The sequence below is a fragment of the Nocardia sp. NPDC051030 genome (genome assembly GCF_040683015.1).
Lineage (GTDB): Bacteria > Actinomycetota > Actinomycetes > Mycobacteriales > Mycobacteriaceae > Nocardia.
Genome location: NZ_JBFBCD010000001.1, coordinates 475,739 through 493,975 on the forward strand (window position 1 = coordinate 475,739; position 18,237 = coordinate 493,975).

Consider the following 18,237-nt stretch of genomic DNA (forward strand, 5'->3'; position numbering starts at 1 on the left):
GATGCCGGTTATCGCCAGGCGCGTGTCGGAGCTGATCGGGCAGACCCCATTGTTCGAGCTCGCGGTGAGCCCCATGACCGGAACGAGGTTGTTCCTCAAGCTCGAGACCATGAATCCGACCGGTGCCGCCAAGATCCGGATGGCGCGCGCCATGGTGCTGGAAGCCGAACGCCGCAAACTTCTCGAACCCGGCGGGCACATTATCGAATCGACTTCCGGCAATACCGGACTCGGACTCGCCGTTGTGGCGCGCGAGCGCGGATATCGCTTCACCGCCGTCGTCGATCACCATGCCTGCCAGGCCAAGTTGAATGCCATGAAGGCCATGGGAGCGAAACTCGTATTCGTCGCCGACGAGGGCGACGACAGCCTCGCTACCTCCGCTCGTGAAGATCTGGCCGAGAAGCTGGCCAAAGAGGAAGGCCACACCGCCTACTTCCCGGCCCAGCACAATAATCTGGCCAATGGCATCGGCTATTTCGCACTTGCCGAGGAGTTGGTCGCGGATCTCGATCACATCGATGTGCTCATCGGTGCGGTCGGCACCGGCGGCTCCCTCTTCGGTACCGCGCAGGGCTTGCGCCAGCTGGGCCGCGAGCCGCGGCTGGTCGGTGTGGAGCCGGAAGGGTCGATAGCGTTCGGCGGTCCCGCACACGACTATTGGCAATCGGGGACGGGGACTCCGCTCGGCGCCGAGCCCGGCGCGCAGGTCGACCAGGATCTGCACCTGATCGCCGAGAAGGACCGTCTCAAGGTCTCCGATGTCGACGCCTTCGCCACCACCCGCGCGCTGGCCGCCGAAGTCGGTCTGATGATCGGCGGTTCCTCCGGGAGTTCCGTGTACGCGGCGCTGACGAGGCTCGAGGAGTACCCGCATCACTCGACCGTGGTCGTGATCATCAACGATGACGGCGAGAAGTACCTTGACACGGTGTTCGACGACGAATGGATGAGCGACCGCGACCTGATCGACCGGCAACGCGAGGCCGAGGTCACGCGGATGCTGCGATCCTTCGCGCCGCCGAACCGGCCCGACCCGCGTGAGATCAAGGTGCTGCGCGACCTGCACTACGGCCTGCCGGATACCTTCGCCGTCGAGAACGGGCTCACCGGTGCGACGCTGAGCGACTATGTCGACCAGCAGGTGCCCAAGGCCAAGCTGATTCATCAACTCCACCTGATGGATATGCCGTTCGACGAGATCAGTGGGGCACTGTCCGCCGACAGCGACGACAGCATGCTGCACGCGCTGGAGAACCACCGCAAGCGGCTGCACGAGCAGGCGACCATGGTCGACCGGGCGATCGCGAGCATGCGCCGAGCAGACGCGCCGCAACCCGCCGGAACACACACAATCCTGGTGCCCACGATCACCGCGGAAGTGGATCCGGCCGAGCCCGCCCTGAACGGGGTAGCGGCCCAATGATTTCCGGCCCTCGGCAATCCGATGGGCGGCAACTCACGTCACTTGCCACGCCTATTGCTTTGACGCAGCTTGCTCAGGTTGCGGTGTCGACTACGAATATCGCGTTGATGGGGACGCTCGGGGTGGCGGAGGTTGCCGCGGGTGGGTTGGCGATGGTGTTGTTCAACCAGATTCGGACCATGTGTGTGGGGTTGATTACCGGGACGGGTAATCAGGTGGCGACTGTGGTCAGTCAGGGGGAGAAGCGGGGGCGGGGGGTCGATGCCGAGGTTCGGGATGTGGTGCGGTCCAGTTTTTTGATCGCGACCATTGCCGGGTTGCTCGGTGGGGTGTTGTTGATCGGGCTGGGGTGGTCATTGCAGTGGCTGGGGCAGGATGCCTCGGTGTTGGGTGAGGCGCGGCCGATGATGGTGGCGTTGGCGCCGGGGTTGTTGCCGTGCTTGTGGTTTCAGGTGTTGCGGCAGTACACGGTGGGGATGCAGCGGCCGCAGGCGCTGCTGCTGGTGACGTTGGGGTCGGTGGCGCTCAATGTGGTGCTGGCGTTGGGGTTCATGCATGGGTGGGCGTTTCTGCCCGAGCTGGGGCTGACCGGGGTCGGGGTGGCCACCTCGCTGGTTTTTCTGATCACCTTCGGGGTGTTCTGGGCCATGGTGCGGCGGGATGCGAAACTCGGTGCGACGCTGCCGCTTCGGATGTGGCCGGTGCGCATGGCCACGGTGCGCGATGAGTTGAAGCTGGGGACGCCGATCGCGCTCACCTATGGGTCCGAGGCGGGGATGTTCTCGGTGCTGGCGCTGGTGATGGGCAGCCTGGGGGCGGCGGCGCTGGCGGCACACAATGTCGTCTATCAGATCGTGTACATCGTGTTCCAGGTGGCGATCGGGCTCTCGCACGGCTCGTCGATTCTGGTCAGCAAGGCGGTGGCGCGCGATGAGTATCCGCATGCGCGCTCGGTCGCGTGGCTGGCGCTGCGGTATGCGGGAGTGGTCGTGGCGGTCACCGGTGTCGCCTACGTGGTGGCCCCGGACTGGGTGCTGCGGCCGTTCCTGGCCGACAGCGACAGCGCCACCGTGGAGCTGGCGCACAGCCTGCTGTTGATCGCCATCGTGCTGCAATTCTTCGACGCGGCGCAGAACATAGGGGTCGGTCTGTTGCGCGGGCTCAAGGACACTCAGGCCGGATTCCGGCTGTCCCTGGTCGGCTACTGGGGTGTGGGATTGCCCACGGCTTTGCTTCTTGCCTTCCCGGCGCATTTGGGGGCGGCCGGGGTCTGGTGGGGCCTGACGGCCGGATTGGCCACCACCGCTGTTCTGATGCTGCGCCGCTACTTCACCCTGCTGCACCTGCGTGAACAGGAATATCCCCGCGTGCTGGCGGGTAGCCTCGGGCACTGAGCCGACATGTAAAACTCACCTTCCCGCAAGCATGTCGTCACTGGACGTGGGCACGCTGAAAGAAACAGCTTTGACTATTCTTGCGACGGAATGGGCAAGCCAAAGGCGTACCAATACATGCCGGGGAGGATGTCCGTGCACATCTCGCGAGTCGCCGAGCACCCGAGAGCAGATCATGTTCTGTTCCATTTCAGCGACACACACCTGATCGCCGCCGACGCCGATCTGTACGACGCGGTGGATGCGCAAGCGCGCCTACACCGGCTGCTAGGCCAGGCCGAGCACAGCCGCATCACCCCCACCGCCATCGTCTTCACCGGCGACCTCACCGATAAGGCCGAGCCGGGCGCGTACCGCAAGCTGCGCGCCATGGTGGAGCCGTGGGCGGCGCGCATCGGCGCGCCGCTGGTCTGGGTGGCAGGTAATCACGACGACCGCGCCGTCCTGCGCGAGACCCTGCTGGACGAAACACCTTCCGGCGCACCGTTCGACCGCGTGCACATGTTCGACGGGCTGCGCATCATCGCCCTCGACACCACCGTGCCCGGCCACCACTACGGCGAGATCACCGAGGCCCAATTGGCCTGGCTGCGCGACATTCTCGCCGAGCCCGCACCGTTCGGCACCATTCTCGCCATGCATCATCCGCCCATCCCCTGCGTGCAGGACCTGGCTGTGATGGTGGAACTGCGCGATCAGCGCCGCCTCGCGGACGTGCTCGACGGCACCGATGTGCGCGCGATTCTGGCTGGGCACCTGCACTTCTCGACCAGCGCCACCTTCGCGGGCATTCCCGTCTCGGTCGCGTCGGCCACCTGCTACAGCCAGGATATGGCCGTGGCCGAGGGCGGCCAGCGCGGGCGCGACGGCGCACAGGCCTTCAACTACGTGCACATCTACCCCGAGACGATCGTGCACTCGGTGGTGCCGCTGGGCGCCGGGCCGACGGTGGGTGAGCCCGCGAACCCCGAGCAGGCCGCCAAAAGACTCGCCGACGCCGGAATCGTGATTCCGCCCGCCGCGCGCATCCCGCACGTGCTGAACCGCCGCGCCAATGCCCCGGAGTCCGACGAATCGTTCTCTTAGCTACCTGCCCCCGTCATTCCCGGAAGGAATGCCGGGGGCGGGAGCCACGGGAGCGGGACTCAGGCCGCTCCGGACTCGAAGGCCGCTATGGAACCGGCTGTGGTGTCGGGCTTTTCCCAGGGAGCCGGCTCCGGGAAGTAGGTGTCCAGAAACTCCGATACCGCGCGGACTCGCTCTGCTTCGGGGACCTCGGGGAAACTGCCGTCATTGAGGCAGAAGAAGTCCACATTGCGGCGCCGGGCCAGGCCGTCGAGCAGGGCGAGGCCGGTGTACATGGTGGTGTCCACGTAGCGCATCTTGGCGGTCTCCTGCGGGACCGCGCGGCCGGTGAGCAGGGCGTAGTAGTGATAGAGGGAATTGGTCACCGAGATATCGGTGGCCGACCGGAAGCGGCTGGTCCGGGTGCGGGCGAAATCGTCGGGGAAGGCCTGCTCCATTTCCAGTAGGACGCTGCGCCGCAAGGGAACCGGGGTGTGTTCCAGATGCCTGGTGATGATGTGGCCGAAGCGCTGGGTCAGCAGTTGCCGGTTCATGCGGGCCGCGTTCTCGAAGCCGCTGCGGCGTTCATTGTTGGCGCCCGGGCCGATTCGGGTGCCCGCCTCGATATAGCGACTGATGCCCGCGGGGGTGAAGAACATGGCCGGGCGCACGGGGCGGGCGAAGAACATGTCGTCATTGGAGTACAGGAAGTGCTCGGACAGGCCGTCGATGTGCTGCAACTGGCATTCCACCGCATGGGAATTGAAGACCGGCAGGCCGCTGAGATCGGCGAAATGATCCACCGCGCGGACCACGGTCACCTTCGGATCGTCGGCCAGCCAGTCCGGGACGCGGGAATCGGTGGCAATGAAGATGCGGCGAATCCACGGCGCGTTCTTGTGCACCGAGCGCAGGGCGTAGCGCAGTTCGTCGATCTGGCGGATGCGGGCATCGGCCTCATCGCCCTCGCCGACCACCACCTGCGCGAGCATTCCCGCACGGCGGGCACGGAATTCGGGATCGCTGCCGTCCACCCACGAGAACACGATGTCGATATCGAACGCGACATCGGTGGGGTGCGGGCTGAACATGCCGTCCAGGGTGGGCCAGCTGGCGTCGTAGAGCAGCACCGTGGTCGGCTCGACGTCGGCGACGTCGAACACATTGCGGGTCAAGGCATTGGGGCGCGGGCACTCCACGGTGTCGCCGTGGTACTCCCACAGTTCGATGTCCACGTGATGCGCCGTGTCCAGATCCCGGCCCAGCCGGAACACATTGTGCTGCTTCTCATTGCAGATGAAACCCGCCATCATGGCCGCGCCCAGCACCCGGCGCAGCGCGGATCGGTACGCGCTGTCCACCGACAGCACCAGCCGATGACTCGAATCCCGCACCAGCAGGTACGGCACATCCGACGCCGTCATCTCGCCGCGCAGATACCGCAGATCGTCGATTACCGCCGTCGATACCACCAGGTTGGCCGCCACCGAGCCGCCCACCATGTCCACCATCACCGTCTCCCTCTGTCGCACTCTTCACCTCACGTCTGACACCGGCGCACTCGTGGCCCGGTACCGGGTCACGAAAGCTGTTGTGCGCATTCAGAAGAACGGGGCGGAGCAGAGAGCGCGTGAGACCGGGGCACCGGTGGCCATAGTCGGCGGTCGTCGCAGGTACGGCCGGTACCCCATTCGCACTCACCTCACTCTGTTCGGTTGACGCGGTGACGCGTCGGACGGTGGTAATTGTTTGCGTTCGTCGACACCGGAGGCGATGGACGATCTTCACCGGACGGTCATCGGCCGGCTACTCGCAAGACCTCGATTGGACGAGGGACTGTAACGAAATGATGCAACCGTTATCGGTTCCCGTCAATCCATTCCCCCGCAGGTCTACAGGTGTTTTCACATCCGTAACCGGCAAATCGGGCGCGCCGTGCGCTCCGGACCCCCGCTGTGGAGCCCAGCGGGCTACGGCGGCAACGGCATACACTTCATGGCAACACAGTCCAGCCCGCTGTGTTGGTACCCGATCGTGAGGTGAGGCACATGGTAGCCGAAGCGCGGGAACGTCAGGAGTCCTCGACTATGTCGCAGCCCGAGCCGCATGCGGCGGAGCCCGACCACCCCGAACTGGACGCCCTGCCCGAATGGCCGCTCGACACCATCGCCGTCCTGGTCACCGCGGACCCGGCACCACATGCCATTCCGGTCTCCTGGCCGGTGCGCGCCGGGGACAGACGGATCCTACTGAGCCTCAAGTCCGATCGCGGCTCCCTGGCTCGCCTGCGTGAGCGCCCTGAGGTCGCCCTGTTGATCCTGGGCGGCGGCAATGTGGCGCTGTGCGCCCGCGGTAAGGCACGCGTGGTGGCCGACCCGCTACCCGATGCGGACGATTACGTGGCCGTCGCCATCGACGTGACGGTGATCGACGATCATCGGCAGTCGGCCTTCGCGGTCCTCACCGGCATCCAGCGGACAGTGCTCGATCCCACCGAGCTCCGCTACCTGGAGAAGCGGGTGGCGACCTTGAAAGCCATCGCGGCAGAACGCAACTGAGGCTCCACTCGGTACCGGGCCGATTGATGGCCCGTTCGTCGGGATTACCGCAGAACCGGACATTTCAGGCGCGACGCCGCCGTGATCAAGATTTCCACCATAATGGGGCGGGGATGCGGTGTGAATGGCGCCGCGGGGAAGGAGATCATGTCAGTCACTTTGGCCAAGGGCGGAAATGTTTCGCTGTCCAAGCAGGCCCCGAACTTGACCAAGGTCGCGGTCTGCCTCGGCTGGGACGTGCGCACCACGACCGGTGCGGACTATGACTTGGATGCCAGCGCGCTGGTCTGTGGACCGAACCAGCGAGTGCTGTCCGACGGGCATTTCGTGTTCTACAACAACCTGCGCTCGCCGGAAGGCACCATCGAGCACACCGGTGACAACCTCACCGGCGCGGGCGACGGTGACGACGAGGTGATCAATGTCGACCTGGCCGCCACGCCGCCGACCATCACCAATATCTTCTTCCCGGTCTCCATCCACGACGCCGACAACCGGCACCAGTCGTTCGGCCAGGTCCGCAACGCCTACATCCGCGTGGTGGACGCCGTGACCAATGCCGAACTGGCCCGCTTCGACCTCACCGAGGACGCCTCCACCGAAACCGCCATGGTCTTCGGCGAGCTCTACCGCCACGGCGCCGAATGGAAGTTCCGCGCCATCGGCCAGGGCTACGCCTCCGGCCTCGGCGGCATCGCCCGCGACTACGGCGTCAACGTCTGATAGCCCTTTCTCCCGCGTCCTGATGTCCTGAGTTTAAGGACATATCTAGTCTTTTTGTCCTAAGATTAGAGACATCAGGACATGGGAGGACGGATCCGTGCTCTACGCGACACCCGAACTCGACGATATCGATCAAGCCGTACTGGCCGGCATCTATCGCCGCCGCGACGCCTTGTCGTCCGCGATGCGCGTACCCAAGCGGTGGCCGGGTCTGCTTCGCCGCAATCTGATGGCTCGGGCCATTCGCGGCTCCAACAGCATCGAGGGCTACGTGGTCGAGACCGATGACGCCGCCGCCGCCGTCGACTACGAAGAGGCACTCACCGCCGATGAGCGGACCTTCGCCGAGATTCGCGGGTATCGGCAGGCGCTCGGCTATGTCCTCACCATCGCCCAGGAAACCGCGCCGATCGACGAATCGGCACTCAAGGCATTGCATTTCATGATGCTGGGTCACGACCTGAGCAAGAGCCCGGGCCAGTACCGGAGCGGCCCGATCTACGTTCGCGAGGACAATACCGGCGACGCCGTATACGAGGGCCCCGGGTCGGCGATGGTCCCGGCACTGATGGCCGAACTCGTGAAAACATTTGCCACGGAGACCGATCCGATCGTCGCCGGAGCCATGGCGCACCTGAACCTGGTGATGATCCACCCATTCCGGGATGGCAACGGACGCATGGCGCGCGCCCTGCAAACCCTTGTGGTGTCGCGCGGCGGCCTCGCCGAACCGACATTCTGCAGCATCGAAGAGTGGCTCGGGGTGAACACCGAGGACTACTACCGAGTTCTGGCGTGCTCGAGCGCGGGCAATTGGAATCCCCGCCACGACGCCCGGCTGTGGATGAAGTTCAACCTTCGCGCCCACGACATCCAAGCGCAGACCGTCGAAGGCCGGATACGGCGAACCGAGCGGGCCTGGTCCCGGCTCGACGAACTGGTCGCAACCCACAAGCTTCCCGACCGAGTGGCCGACATTCTCTATGACGCCCTGATCGGTTTCCGCATTCGCCGCCACGGCTACCTCACTCGCGCCGGCATCGACGAGCGCACGGCGTCTCGGGATCTGAAGGCCCTCACCGATATCAACCTGCTCGCCGCGCGCGGCGAGACCCGCGCCCGCCACTACGTAGCAGGCGAGCAACTTCTCGAGCTCAAACTCCTCTTGCGCGAAGATGTTCCGCGCAACATCGTGGACCCCTACCCTCGGCTCCGCGCGGAACTGCTCGAGCCGCGATAGCCGAGTCGCGTCAGCTCAGGTGGTCGCTGATGGCGGTCAGGGCGGCGGCGGCTCGCATGGGGAGGGAGACTCCGGCGGCTGGGGGAAGGTCGGGGTCCCGGGGGTTGATGCGGATGAGGGTGCCGGGGTGGGCCAGGGATTCGGCGGTCTGGCGGATGGTGGCGATGGCGGTGCCCGCGCCCAGTTCGATGACGACCAGGCCGGGGCCGGTTGTCTTGGCCAGCCAGGTGTCGAGGTGGTGGGTTTGGGTGTCGGTGCGTTCGGGGCGCCAGTTCCAGTCGGCGAACATGAGGATGTTGGGGCGGGCCGGGGAGCCACAGGTGGGGCAGGCGGGGAATGGGGGCTCGGCGCGCATGGTGGATTCGTCGACGCGGGGGACGAAATCGTCGGCCGGATAGATCTTCTGGGTACATGCCGGGTCGGTGCACTGCAGGTGGTGGATGGAGCCGTGGACCTCGGTGATGTGATCTTCGGGGAAACCGGCGCGCTGGAATTGGCCGTCCACATTCGAGGTGAGGACTCGGCCGCCGCCGGGCAGGTTCGCGGACCAGTCGCGCAGGATTTCGAAGCCCTTGTGGGGCACGGTTTTCCGGTAGAGGGCCAGGCGGTGCCCGTAGAAGCCCCAGGCCAGTTCCGGATCCCGGGCGAAGTGCACCGGATCGGCCATTTCCTCGAAGCGCATCCCGAGGTGGGCGTACACCGGGTAGGCCTTCCAGAAACCTTGGGTGCCACGGAAATCGGGAAGCCCGGAGTCGACACCCATTCCAGCGCCGGTACAGATCAACAGGGCGTCGGCGAACTCGATCAGTTCCGCCGCACGGGCAATCCCGGGTTCGGTCACGAGTCGATCATTCCATCCGATGGGCGGTCAGCGCGGCGAACTATGGCGACACTATGTCGCCAAGTGCTATGTTGGCGACACAGTGTCGCCAAGTTGGGAGGAGCGCCCGTGCCGAAGATCGAGGCACCCACCGTGGCGGAACACCGCACCAATCAGGAGGGCGCGCTACTCGCCGCCGCGCGGGAAATCCTGCTGCGCGGCGGGCGCGCGGCCGTCACGCCCGCGGCGGTCGGCGCGGCCACCGGTCTGGCACGGAGCAGCATCTACAAGTACTTCCGATCAGGGGAAGAGATCCTGGATCGGATAGTCGCCGACGCCTTCGCCGAGTGGGCAGCCACCGTGCGGGCGGCCGTCGAGCAGGCTCCGGACGCGGATGCCCGGATCGAGGCGTATGTGCGCACGTCGTTGGGGCTGGCCGGTTCCGGGGCGCACCGCATTGCGGTTCTCGGAGGTGGCGTGCCACGCGACGAGGCCGCGCGGCAACGCATCTCGCGGGCGCATCAGGATCTCGCGGCCCCACTGCGCCGGGCCCTCGCCGACCGCGGCGATACCGATCCCGAATTGACCGCCGAACTGGTCGACGGAGCGCTCGGGCGCGCCATCGATCGACTCGACGCCGGTCTACCCCTCGACCGGGTCCTCCCCCACACTCTGCAATTCGTCCACCGAGCCCTGAATCTCGAGGAGTAGCAATGTTCGTCGTAGCCAATGAGCTGTTCGTCACGCCGGAGAATCGCGAGGTCTTCGAACGCAATTTCACGGCGAGCATGCGCGGCACCCTGCCGGGCGTTGCGGGTCTCGTCGCCGCCCGGCTGCTGCGGCCACAGGAATCCGGACGCGGTTATCTCTCCATCCTCGAATTCAGCGATGCGGCGGCCTATTCCGCGTTTCTCGGATCGGAAGCCTTCCGGGCCGCACACACCTGGCCCGACCATGCGCCCATCGACTCCAATCGGCTCACCACCTATGAGCTCGAGGCCGAAATCCGCTGAGCTCGAACGACCTGTCGGTCGGGGGCGATAGGTTCGGGTCGTGCTGGAAGCCGATGGGGATCACAAGAACGATCGCGATGAGAGCGAAGCGCTCACGCGGCTCGTCCGGGAATACGTATTGCCCGGATTCATGCCGTTGGACACGGTGCTCGAGTATGTGCGGGAGTGGGTGGAGCAGGAGGCGGAAACCACCTCCGTGGCCGACGCCGAAGCGTTCGCCCTGACAGTCTGGCATGAGCGACTGGCCGAGCAGGAGAACTGGACCGGGACAGGGGATTACGACCGGCTGGCGGCCGCCTTCGCGGATCTGGCCGAAGAGGGGATCCTGGGACGGATGAACTTCGCCTGTTGTACGAACTGCGCGACGGGCGAGATCGATGACGAGCGGACCGAGCATCCGAATCCGCCGGACTGGTATCGCTATCGGGAGTGGGCGTACGTGTACTTCCACGAGCAGAACGCGGCCCGTCTCACCGAGCCGGGGGCCGCATTGCTCCTGGGCTACAGCGCGTTCCGGGCGCTACCCGACTTGCCGCAGGCACTGATCGATGCCGCAGCCGCGGGTGACGAGGAGGCCGATGCCGAGGTGACACGGCGCACCGATTCCGAGGTGGGTCGCCATATTGTCGCCGCACTGGTGGGCCGGGGGCTGGACGTGAGCTGGTCGGGCAGCCATACCGAGCGGATCGCGGTCACGATCGGTGACTGGCGTAAACCGTTGCCGGTCTAGCGGATTCGCGCGCGAACCGTCAGACCTGGCGGACCTTGCTGGCTATGCGGTCGGCGATGACGGCTGAGCTGCGGGAGTCGGAGTAGGAGCAGCTGGAGACTTCGATGAGGACGTTGCCCTGGGTGCGCATGGTGTCGGAGCAGACCCAGGTGCTGCCCTTGGAGGAGACGGTCCAGTCCACGGAAGTTGCTGCGGGGTCCGAGTTGTGGGGGATTTGGGTCAGGTGGAGGGTGCTGGGGGTGCCCTTGTTGTCCTTGGGGGTGGTGACGACGTCCTTGTCGCGGCATTTGGCGAGGACGTCTTTGTAGTGGGTGACCATTTGCTCGGCCACCAGGAAGTTCTTGAAGGTGGTGACGGTCTGGTAGATGGCGTGCTCGTAGTTGTCGCCCGGTTCCTGCAGGGAGCGCAGGCGGTAGCCATTCCACTTGTCGCCGTAGGTATCCGCGTCACCGGTGTAGAGCATGGGGGCGCAGTCGGCGGGGTTGTAGGTGAAGTTCGGGGCGGTGGGGACCGTGTTCTCGAACTTCTGCGCCAGGCCGGTGGCGGCGACGATCTTGCCCATCTCGTCGATCGACAGCATGACGTCGGCGATCTTGTCCGGTGTCAGACGCGGCAATTTGAGGACCGCCGGGTCCGGTGTTGCTGTACCGCTCGTCACTTGACTGCACCCCGCCACCAAAAACAGTAGCGACAGGCAGATGGCGATGCGACGCCCCCGCATTGGCCCTCCTCTGAACCCGAATCAGCATGAGCATAGCGGGCGGGAGCAGCGAACCGCCCGGCTCAGGAAATGCGCTGGCGCAACCACTCCGGGATCTCGTCACCGGCGCGCGGGTAGGCGGCGAGTTCGCGGCGGCATTCCTCGGCATCAGGTACCGGCAGCCACTCCGGGACATCCTGGAACGACAGCTTGAACTGGGCGCGCTCCTCGCCGAGCTTGATGGCGACCTGCCCGCTCAGCCAGGTTCCGGTCATCTGGTCGTAGCAGACTTCCTTGAGCCGATTCACCAGCGCCAGCACCTCTTCGGACGGTTTCAGGTCATCGACCGACTCATCGCCGAGCTGTAGCTGAATGCCCGCGTGCCCGTCCTCCCCCACCAGCGAGAACCACAGCACCGCAAGCTGCCAGCCGTCGGGCAACTCCTCGGTGAGGGCACTGATCAGCGCGCTCTCCACCATGTCCCGATCGGCCGAGCGCGGCACCACGGCCACATGCTCGGACTGCTCATCCCCCGAGCCGACATTCAGGCCGGGGTGATGGTGCACCATGGCCGCCACCACCTCGGCCATCGGAATCGGCAGCCGCGCGGGCAGCAGGTACAGCGGGCGGTCGGCGGCCTGCTTGGCCCGCGCGTCACCCAATGCCATGACCCGCGAGCGATAGTCGTCCGGATCGCGCATGAGCACCTCGGCGAACCGCTCCTCATGGCCCCCGGTGCGCAACCGCGCGACCCGCAAGCGCAGCCGCTCGACCTCATGCCAGGCCACGTGCGGATAACCCAGGTACGTGAATCCCGCCTCGGTGATCACCAGCGTCGGCTGCGGCCTGATCAGCTCGTGGGCCATGGCCAGCACGCCGATCCCGAACAGCAGCATGGAGAATCCGCCCAGAACACGCAGGCCGATGCCCGCGGTGGAGTCGAAGACCAGCATTGCGGGCAGTGCCGCCATGATCAGAAAGAAGGCCAGGCCACCGATGGTCCCCGACCGCTTCGGGTAGAACTCGGTCACCGATTCGCGCGCCTCATCATGCACACCGGAAACGCTAGCCCAATACGGCCCAGCGCAACACCGCCGCAATCATCTGAAATCGGTGAGAATCGCGCGCCGGAGCCCTCAATTATCCGGGCTGGTACCGATTCATTATCGGGGCCAGTACCGATTCCAGTCACCCGCCGACAGCGGCGAGCGCTCCCCCCGCGCCGCCTCGGCGGCATCCTCCGCGGTCCGAATGGCAGTCGCGAAGGCCAAAGTCGCCTTGCGCAAACGCTCCTCGGCACTCTCGGGCCCGCCGAGCCGGACCATGCGCAATTCCAGCGGAATCAGTTCCTCCGGCAAACCCGCTTTCACACTGCGGGATCGCACCTTTTCGGCCAATGCCAGCGCGGGCTGCGCCATGGCGATCCCGTCCAGACAGGACCGCCGGGCCTTCTCCGCCGACTTGCGTTCTTCCCAGGCCCGCTCCTGCGCTGCGATCTTCTCGTCCAACTCGGCGTCCGGATCGATATCCCCGCCGTGCAGATGCGGACTCCGATTCACCAGCTTCGCCACCAGCGCGGCCGCCACCTCCGCGACGGTGAATTCCCCTGCGGCCTCGGCGATCCGGGAGTGGAACAGCACCTGCAACAGCAGATCCCCGAGCTCCTCCCGAATCGTCTCGGCATCCTCGGCCTGAATCGCATCGAGCAATTCGTACGTCTCTTCGAGCAGATAGGGCCGCAGCGAATCATGCGTCTGCGTGACCTCCCACCCGCCGAACTTCCAGAGCCGATCCATGACCTCGACGGCCTCACCGAGCGCGTCGGACATGCGAGCGATGCCCGTCACCGATTCCGCCGTAACCGCGGCGGCGCGCGCCTCGGAGGTGCGGGCCGCATCGGTCGAGGTACGGCCGCGCTCGTTGGACTCCGATGTGATCATCGGGTCGCGGTGGCCTCGGTCGCGCCCCTGACATCGACTGCGCCGGGGGCCTTTCCGTCCAGGGCGAGCAGGAGATCGGCGACGAACTGGAGCACCGCGACATCGCGAACCCGGGCCGCGCCGACGCTGTCCTCCACGCGCGGGAGCGGGAGTTGGACCACTCCGGTCGCGGCGCGATAGGTGGCATTCGGGTAGAGCCGCTTGAGTCGCAACTGCTTCGAATCAGGGAGTTGCAGCGCAGACACCTTGAGAGTGGTTCCGGTGACACCGATTTCGGTGAGCGCGTAGTGGCGGGCCAGCAGGCGCAGCTTGGCCACCGAGACGAGGCGGCCGACCTCCACCGGGAGCGGTCCGTAGCGGTCCACGAGTTCCTCGACCACGGCGGCCAGGGCCGAATCGTCCTGGGCGGCGGCCAGTTTGCGGTAGGCCTCGAGCCGGAGCCGATCGGAGGCGATGTAGTCGGGCGGGATATGCGCGTCGACGGGAAGGTCGATGCGGACTTCCTTCTGCTCCTCGTCGACCGTGATCGGGCGACCGTCCGCGGCGGCGCGGTAGGCCTCGACGGCCTCGCCGACCAGCCGCACATAGAGGTCGAACCCAACGCCCGCGACATGGCCGGACTGTTCCGCGCCGAGCACATTGCCCGCGCCGCGAATCTCCAAGTCCTTCATGGCAACCGCCATGCCCGCGCCGAGGTCGGAGTTCTGCGAGATGGTGGCCAGCCGGTCGTAGGCGGTCTCGGTGAGCGGCTTCTCCGGCGGATACAGGAAGTAGGCGTACCCGCGCTCGCGGCTGCGGCCGACGCGGCCACGCAACTGATGCAGCTGCGAAAGACCCAGCGCATCCGCGCGTTCCACGATCAGCGTGTTCGCATTGGAGATATCCAGACCGGTCTCGATGATCGTGGTGCAGACCAGCACATCGAATTCCCGCTCCCAGAAGCCCTGCACGGTCTTCTCCAGCATGTCCTCGTTCATCTGCCCGTGCGCGACCGCCACCCGCGCCTCCGGTACCAGATCGCGAATCCGCTGCGCCGCCTTGTCGATCGACGACACCCGGTTGTGCACATAGAACACCTGGCCGTCGCGCAGCAGCTCGCGGCGCAGGGCCGCGGCGACCTGCTTGTCGTTGTACGCGCCGACATAGGTGAGCACCGGATGCCGCTCTTCGGGCGGGGTGAGGATGGTCGACATCTCGCGAATGCCGGCCAGGCTCATCTCCAGGGTGCGCGGAATCGGCGTGGCGGACATGGTGAGCACGTCCACGTGCGTGCGCAGCGCCTTGATGTGCTCCTTGTGCTCGACACCGAAGCGCTGCTCCTCGTCGATCACGACCAGGCCCAGATCCTTCCAGCGCACGCCGGTCTGGATCAGGCGATGCGTGCCGACCACGACATCGACCTCACCGGCCGCCATGCCGTCGATGATCTCGCGTGAATCGCCCGGATCGGTGAAGCGCGACAGGCCTCGCACCCGCACCGGGAATCCGGACATGCGTTCGGTGAAGGTCTGCAAATGCTGTTGCGCCAGCAGCGTGGTCGGCACCAGCACGGCGACCTGCTTACCGTCCTGCACCGCCTTGAAGGCCGCGCGCACCGCGATCTCGGTCTTGCCGTAGCCGACGTCGCCGCAGACCACCCGGTCCATGGGGACCGTCTTCTCCATATCCGCCTTCACCTCGGCAATGGCGGTGAGCTGATCGACGGTCTCGGTGAACGCGAACGCGTCCTCCATCTCCTGCTGCCACGGTGTGTCGGGTCCGAAGGCGTGCCCGGGCGCGGCCTGCCGGACCGCGTACAGCTGCACCAGCTCGGTGGCGATCTCGCGAACCGCCTTGCGCGCCTTGCGTTTCGTGTTCTGCCAGTCGGACCCGCCGAGCTTGGACAGGCTCGGCAGCTCGCCGCCCACATAGCGGGACAGCTGATCGAGCGAGTCCATCGGCACGAACAACCGGTCCCCCGGCTGGCCGCGCTTGCTCGGCGCGTATTCGATGACCAGGTATTCCCGGCGCGCACCGGCGATGGTGCGCTCGATCATCTCCACGAAGCGGCCGATGCCGTGCTGGTCGTGCACCACCATGTCACCGGCGCTCAAGGCCAGCGGATCGACCTGATTGCGCCGCCGCGCAGCGAGTTTCTTGCCCTCGCCGGGTGCGGTGACCCGATTGCCGGTGAGATCGGATTCCGCGATCACGACCAGTTTGGCGTCATCGAAGACAATGCCGTCGTGCAGCGATCCGCACAGCACGCCGACCAGTCCGCGCACCGGTTCCGCACCGTGCTCGAGGGTCGCCGCGGGCACCTCGGCATCGGCGAGCCGCTCCAGGAAGCGTTGCGCCGTACCGTGTCCCGCCACCACGATGACCGCCCGGCCACCGGTGGAGACGTGCGCGCGCAGCGAGGCGAAGATGGTCGCGACCAGTTCCTCGGACCCGCGCGCCGACGACGCGGCCAGCACCGGCAGCACGATCTCGTTCGGGTCGTCGGCGATCAGCGGGCTCAGCGTCCACCAGGGCAGCCCGCGCTGCTCGGCGTCGGCGTGCACCACATCGAGTCCGCGATAGGACGAGGCGGCAAGATCCAGTCCGTGCGCGCCCAGCGGCGCGGCCCCGCCGAACGAGGCCGCCGTCCAGGACGCCTCCAGGAACTCCTGCCCGGTGCGCACCAGATCGGCGGCGCGGGTGCGCACCTTCTCCGGATCACACACCAGCACATGGGTTTCCGGCGGCAGCACCGCGGTGAGCAATTGCAGCTCCCCGGGTTGCAGCACCGGCAGCAAGGCCTCCATGCCGTCCACCGGAATGCCCTCGGACAGCTTCTCCAGCATTTCCACGAGCGCAGCGTCGGCCGGATTCTCGGCCGCGACCTCGGCCGCCCGCACACGTAGGTCGGTGGTGAGCAGCAGCTCCCGGCAGGGCTGGGCGACCACGATCTCGATCGGCACATCCTCGATCGACCGCTGATCGGCGACCGAGAATGCCCGCAACTCGGACACCTCATCGCCCCAGAACTCCACGCGCACCGGATGATCCGCGGTCGGCGGGAAGAGGTCGAGAATGCCGCCGCGCACCGCGAACTCACCGCGCTTGCCGACCATGTCGACCCGCTCGTAGGCGAATTCCACCAGCCGCGTGAGCAATTCGTCGAAGTCATGTTCGGCGCCGACGCGCAGCAGGATGGGTTCGACATCCCCGAGCCCGCGCGCCATCGGCTGCATGAGCGACCGCACCGTGGTGACGATGACGCGCAGTGGCTCCGAATAAATCTCGTCTTCGGGATGGGCGAGTCGCCGCAAAACCTGCAACCGTTTGCCGACCGTATCCGCGCCCGGGGACAGCCGCTCATGCGGCAGCGTCTCCCAGGACGGGAACAGCGCGACGCTGTCCCCGAGGATCTCGGTCAGCTCCACGGCCAGATCGTCGGCCTCGCGCCCGGTGGCCGTCACAACCACCAGCGGACGCTGCCCGGCTATGGTCGCGGCCACGAACGGCCGCACCGCCGAGGGCGCGACCAGCATTGCCGAGGATCGCCCGATCAGGCCCTCGACCTGCTGCAATGCTTTATCGGCACCGGCCACAGCGGCCAGTCCCGCCAACGGTGGACGATGGGTCGACATGAGGCAGACTCCTGGGCGCAGATCAGCGATTTGGACGGCCAGCCGAGTCTAGTAGCCCGATCCGACAGGGATGCTCACCGACCGCACTCTTCCGGTGTACCCGCCGTCCGCACAACGCACGCCCGCCGCGAGGATCGCAACGGGCGCGTAAGAGAAGAGGTATTACTGCACGTAGCGGCGGAGGCGGCGGGCCGCGAACTCGCGGAAGTACGCCACCTTCTCATCCGGGACGATCGACGGCAGCAGGAAATACCAGGCGCGCTCCATGCGCGTCGCCATCTGATCGATGGTTTCGGTGCTGACCGCGACCATGTGCACGCCGGTGGTCATCTCCTGTAGCAACAGGCCGATGGTCTCCGGATCCAGGTCGTGCTGCAAATCCCCTTGTGCGATGGCGCGTTCCGCGAGCAAACGGTGCGTTTCGCCCCACGTCTTGGCGATGTTCTCGCCCGCCGCGCCGCGGTAGTCGCCGATCTGATGGGTGAGCTTGAGCATCGCCCCCACCATCTGATCGTTCATCGTCAGATCCGCCACCACATAGGTGATCCCGATGCACGCCTCGAGCGCGGGCACTCGCGGATCGAAGAATCCCTGACATGCGCTGACCAGTCGCTCATTGCCCTGATCGACCACGGCGCGGGCCAGCTCTTCCTTCGAGCCGAAGTGAAAGTACAAGGCGCCCTTGGTCACATTGGACTGCGCGATGATCTCGGACAGGCTCGCGTTCGCGTAGCCCAGTCGCAGAAAGACATCGGCCGCGCCCGCGAGCACGGAATCGCGAGTGATCTCCGCACGCGCTTGCCTAGCCATCAGATCCGCCTGTCATCAAACCAGCCATCCTGAAGTAGACCGACATCCCGAAGTTGACCGACATCACAGTTCGAACAGCACCAGAAGGATGGGTGAACCGTACCATCCGGCTGCGCGATGCCAGCCGATTCGAGCATTCGACCCATCCTCCTTCGCAATTCGCTGGTTAACTGTCCAGTTCCATGGTGTGCCGCCAATACCCTG

At 66.1% G+C, this 18,237-nt stretch carries 16 protein-coding genes; 9 read left to right on the forward strand and 7 right to left on the reverse strand.

The features are described 5' to 3' along the window. Nucleotide 1: 1 nt before the first annotated feature. From AB0N05_RS02135 to AB0N05_RS02145, 3 genes are all read left to right on the forward strand, one after another. Complete coding sequence (locus AB0N05_RS02135) at nucleotides 2-1,426, forward strand: cysteine synthase family protein (RefSeq protein ID WP_364686369.1); 1,425 nt, start codon at nucleotides 2-4, stop codon at nucleotides 1,424-1,426. Next, the gene (locus AB0N05_RS02140) at nucleotides 1,423-2,820 is read left to right on the forward strand and encodes an MATE family efflux transporter (protein ID WP_364686372.1); all 1,398 of its coding nucleotides are present in this window, start codon (nucleotides 1,423-1,425) and stop codon (nucleotides 2,818-2,820) included. Before AB0N05_RS02135 ends, AB0N05_RS02140 begins: the two co-directional genes overlap by 4 nt. Before the next feature lie 135 nt (nucleotides 2,821-2,955). Continuing rightward, the gene (locus tag AB0N05_RS02145) at nucleotides 2,956-3,906 is read left to right on the forward strand and encodes a phosphodiesterase (RefSeq protein ID WP_364686375.1); all 951 of its coding nucleotides are present in this window, start codon (nucleotides 2,956-2,958) and stop codon (nucleotides 3,904-3,906) included. A 59-nt stretch (nucleotides 3,907-3,965) separates the two neighbouring features. On the opposite strand, the gene AB0N05_RS02150 is transcribed toward AB0N05_RS02145, so the two are convergent. Further along, nucleotides 3,966-5,396 (reverse strand): stealth family protein, encoded by a 1,431-nt coding sequence (locus AB0N05_RS02150; protein ID WP_364686378.1) that lies wholly within the window; start codon nucleotides 5,394-5,396, stop codon nucleotides 3,966-3,968. A gap of 537 nt (nucleotides 5,397-5,933) precedes the next feature. On the opposite strand from AB0N05_RS02150, the gene AB0N05_RS02155 reads away from it, so the two are divergent. The 3 genes from AB0N05_RS02155 (at nucleotide 5,934) to AB0N05_RS02165 (ending at nucleotide 8,406) form a co-directional block, all read left to right on the forward strand. Next, on the forward strand, nucleotides 5,934-6,443 hold the full coding sequence (locus AB0N05_RS02155; protein WP_364686381.1) for a hypothetical protein: 510 nt from the start codon (nucleotides 5,934-5,936) through the stop codon (nucleotides 6,441-6,443). Nucleotides 6,444-6,590: 147 nt separating this feature from the next. Continuing rightward, the gene (locus AB0N05_RS02160; RefSeq protein WP_364686384.1) at nucleotides 6,591-7,166 is read left to right on the forward strand and encodes a TerD family protein; all 576 of its coding nucleotides are present in this window, start codon (nucleotides 6,591-6,593) and stop codon (nucleotides 7,164-7,166) included. Nucleotides 7,167-7,263: 97 nt separating this feature from the next. After that, nucleotides 7,264-8,406 (forward strand): Fic family protein, encoded by a 1,143-nt coding sequence (locus AB0N05_RS02165; RefSeq protein ID WP_364686387.1) that lies wholly within the window; start codon nucleotides 7,264-7,266, stop codon nucleotides 8,404-8,406. Between the two features lie 10 nt (nucleotides 8,407-8,416). On the opposite strand, the gene AB0N05_RS02170 is transcribed toward AB0N05_RS02165, so the two are convergent. Then, nucleotides 8,417-9,247: a Sir2 family NAD-dependent protein deacetylase gene (locus tag AB0N05_RS02170; protein WP_364686390.1), complete on the reverse strand. Its 831-nt coding sequence runs from the start codon at nucleotides 9,245-9,247 to the stop codon at nucleotides 8,417-8,419. 108 nt (nucleotides 9,248-9,355) lie between these two features. On the opposite strand from AB0N05_RS02170, the gene AB0N05_RS02175 reads away from it, so the two are divergent. From AB0N05_RS02175 to AB0N05_RS02185, 3 genes are read left to right on the forward strand one after another with little or no spacing between them, the layout of a single operon-like run. Then, complete coding sequence (locus AB0N05_RS02175; protein WP_364686393.1) at nucleotides 9,356-9,937, forward strand: TetR/AcrR family transcriptional regulator; 582 nt, start codon at nucleotides 9,356-9,358, stop codon at nucleotides 9,935-9,937. A gap of 2 nt (nucleotides 9,938-9,939) precedes the next feature. Continuing rightward, nucleotides 9,940-10,239 (forward strand): antibiotic biosynthesis monooxygenase family protein, encoded by a 300-nt coding sequence (locus tag AB0N05_RS02180; RefSeq protein WP_364686396.1) that lies wholly within the window; start codon nucleotides 9,940-9,942, stop codon nucleotides 10,237-10,239. A 40-nt stretch (nucleotides 10,240-10,279) separates the two neighbouring features. Continuing rightward, complete coding sequence (locus AB0N05_RS02185; protein ID WP_364686399.1) at nucleotides 10,280-10,969, forward strand: hypothetical protein; 690 nt, start codon at nucleotides 10,280-10,282, stop codon at nucleotides 10,967-10,969. Between the two features lie 19 nt (nucleotides 10,970-10,988). On the opposite strand, the gene AB0N05_RS02190 is transcribed toward AB0N05_RS02185, so the two are convergent. The 5 genes from AB0N05_RS02190 to AB0N05_RS02210 all read right to left on the reverse strand — a co-directional run bounded on the left by AB0N05_RS02190 (nucleotide 10,989) and on the right by AB0N05_RS02210 (nucleotide 18,033). Continuing rightward, complete coding sequence (locus AB0N05_RS02190; RefSeq protein ID WP_364686402.1) at nucleotides 10,989-11,627, reverse strand: sensor domain-containing protein; 639 nt, start codon at nucleotides 11,625-11,627, stop codon at nucleotides 10,989-10,991. Nucleotides 11,628-11,752: 125 nt separating this feature from the next. Next, nucleotides 11,753-12,724, reverse strand: a complete 972-nt coding sequence (locus AB0N05_RS02195) for a hypothetical protein (protein ID WP_364686405.1) — start codon at nucleotides 12,722-12,724, stop codon at nucleotides 11,753-11,755. A 108-nt stretch (nucleotides 12,725-12,832) separates the two neighbouring features. Continuing rightward, nucleotides 12,833-13,498 (reverse strand): MazG family protein, encoded by a 666-nt coding sequence (locus AB0N05_RS02200; protein ID WP_364687427.1) that lies wholly within the window; start codon nucleotides 13,496-13,498, stop codon nucleotides 12,833-12,835. A 107-nt stretch (nucleotides 13,499-13,605) separates the two neighbouring features. Beyond that, nucleotides 13,606-17,223 carry a transcription-repair coupling factor gene (gene mfd, locus AB0N05_RS02205; RefSeq protein ID WP_364686408.1) on the reverse strand — a complete coding sequence of 1,206 codons (3,618 nt, stop codon included), beginning with the start codon at nucleotides 17,221-17,223 and terminating at the stop codon, nucleotides 13,606-13,608. A gap of 162 nt (nucleotides 17,224-17,385) precedes the next feature. Further along, a complete protein-coding gene (locus AB0N05_RS02210; RefSeq protein ID WP_364686411.1) occupies nucleotides 17,386-18,033 on the reverse strand; it encodes a TetR/AcrR family transcriptional regulator in 648 nt (215 codons plus the stop codon). Between the last annotated feature and the right edge of the window lie 204 nt (nucleotides 18,034-18,237).

Excerpts from the sequence above, each read along its gene's own strand:
- AB0N05_RS02180 (WP_364686396.1), top strand. The coding sequence starts at position 9,940 with ATGTTCGTCGTAGCCAATGAGCTGTTCGTCACGCCGGAGAATCGCGAG.
- AB0N05_RS02155 (WP_364686381.1), top strand. The coding sequence starts at position 5,934 with ATGGTAGCCGAAGCGCGGGAACGTCAGGAGTCCTCGACTATGTCGCAG.
- AB0N05_RS02140 (WP_364686372.1), top strand. The coding sequence starts at position 1,423 with ATGATTTCCGGCCCTCGGCAATCCGATGGGCGGCAACTCACGTCACTT.
- AB0N05_RS02150 (WP_364686378.1), bottom strand. The coding sequence starts at position 5,396 with ATGGTGGACATGGTGGGCGGCTCGGTGGCGGCCAACCTGGTGGTATCG.
- mfd (WP_364686408.1), bottom strand. The coding sequence starts at position 17,223 with ATGTCGACCCATCGTCCACCGTTGGCGGGACTGGCCGCTGTGGCCGGT.
- AB0N05_RS02135 (WP_364686369.1), top strand. The coding sequence starts at position 2 with ATGCCGGTTATCGCCAGGCGCGTGTCGGAGCTGATCGGGCAGACCCCA.
- AB0N05_RS02160 (WP_364686384.1), top strand. The coding sequence starts at position 6,591 with ATGTCAGTCACTTTGGCCAAGGGCGGAAATGTTTCGCTGTCCAAGCAG.
- AB0N05_RS02210 (WP_364686411.1), bottom strand. The coding sequence starts at position 18,033 with ATGGCTAGGCAAGCGCGTGCGGAGATCACTCGCGATTCCGTGCTCGCG.
- AB0N05_RS02200 (WP_364687427.1), bottom strand. The coding sequence starts at position 13,498 with ATGTCCGACGCGCTCGGTGAGGCCGTCGAGGTCATGGATCGGCTCTGG.